We start from the raw sequence: 1,359 nt of genomic DNA, 5'->3' as shown, positions 1-1,359 counted from the left end.
GATCAATTTTATTGAAAAGTTGCGTGAACACTGTAAAGTCCATGGAATTCCTCTTTAACGAATTTTCAACTTTTTATCACCTTGAAACATAGATACATGCTAAACGCGTTATTTGCATTTATACATTACCTAAGTATTTGCATTACGATATCTTGGCTTTGATAAAATCTTTGTGCCTCTCTGAATTGTTCGGATAGTACTGAACCTTCTACATTGGCGTTTGTTTTTATCGTATGGTAGGCATCCCTTTTTTTTCATGGTCAAAAATTTTCATATCAAGTTCGCGTCTTTTCCTTTTGATAAGTGATTGCTCAGCATTACGTAAATGCGCTACCATTTCCATCTTTATAAATTCATTTTGGATCATGGTTAACGAACCATCGATATGTGCTTGAAGATCTGCAGTATCTTTCAGGTTTTCTTTTGTTTGAATTTCATCTAATAGATGTTGGAGGTATTTAAAACGATTTTCTACGTTTTCAAAAGTTTCTAAACTTACAGCTTTATCTACTATCGATGCAAATTGTAAACGCCTTGAAATAGCCTTCCCCATTTGATCAAAAGTCCCAGAAATTTTGTTTTCTTCCTCTAATACCTTTTGATATGATTCCCTTGAAAGCTTGTCACTCTTATAGAGCAATTCTGGTTCTTTGAGAAAAAAACTAGAAAAGTCTATTTTCTGAGGTGCAGTTTTCTGACCCTTTGTTATAGCTTGATAGGCTTTTTCTGTTTGCAAAAGTTGTTTTTTTTTCAACTCAAGCTGTTTTTTTAAGAGCTCAATAATTTCCCCTTTTTTTAATAGATTAATAATCTCTAGATATTCTGCAGGTGGAGCAGATACAAAAGTTGATTTAGGTACCTGAGTTGTGGGAGATACTGGAGTTGTGTTAGATGGCTTAGAGCCACTAGGTTTGGACGGTATGCGATTTCTCATCGTTCCCAAAGTAGAAAGATCGATTTTAACATCGGGTGGAAGTGCAGGTGGTGGATTATAGCCTTTTGGTGGTTTTTTTGGTCTATAATCTTTGCTTGTACTGAGACCTCCTGACCCCATACCAGGAATTATAGTAATACGGCTATGAGCTCCTCCTTGCTTAGTAACAGTGTCACTTCTTACTAAGTTTGTTGTTCCAAGAAACGCACTAATTGCTATGATAATAATCAGCTTTTGCATATTTTATTCCTTTTAATTTTCACATATTTAGAAAGACTGACTATTTTTAGAAAGACTGACCATTATATTATTAACTTCATAAATCAGTTTATGAGATTCCGTTGTCTCCTCGCTTGATTTCGTCAGGGATTGTTTTATTAATAGGCACACGGTTCCTATCATTGGGCTGTTTGAGCTTTGGTGCT

The 1,359-nt window shown here is 35.0% G+C and carries 1 protein-coding gene and 1 pseudogene; both read right to left on the bottom strand.

Going from position 1 to position 1,359, the window contains the following annotated elements:
- Positions 1 to 226: 226 nt before the first annotated feature.
- Complete coding sequence (locus ACFIKQ_RS08955) at positions 227 to 1,174, bottom strand: type IV secretion system protein (protein ID WP_375656304.1); 948 nt, start codon at positions 1,172 to 1,174, stop codon at positions 227 to 229.
- Between the two features lie 88 nt (positions 1,175 to 1,262).
- Positions 1,263 to 1,359, bottom strand: a pseudogene (locus tag ACFIKQ_RS08950) (TrwH protein); the annotation flags it as partial.

Source organism: Bartonella sp. MR63HLJHH (assembly GCF_042194155.1).
GTDB classification, from domain to species: domain Bacteria; phylum Pseudomonadota; class Alphaproteobacteria; order Rhizobiales; family Rhizobiaceae; genus Bartonella; species Bartonella grahamii.
This window is presented reverse-complemented; position numbering and strand designations above follow the sequence as displayed.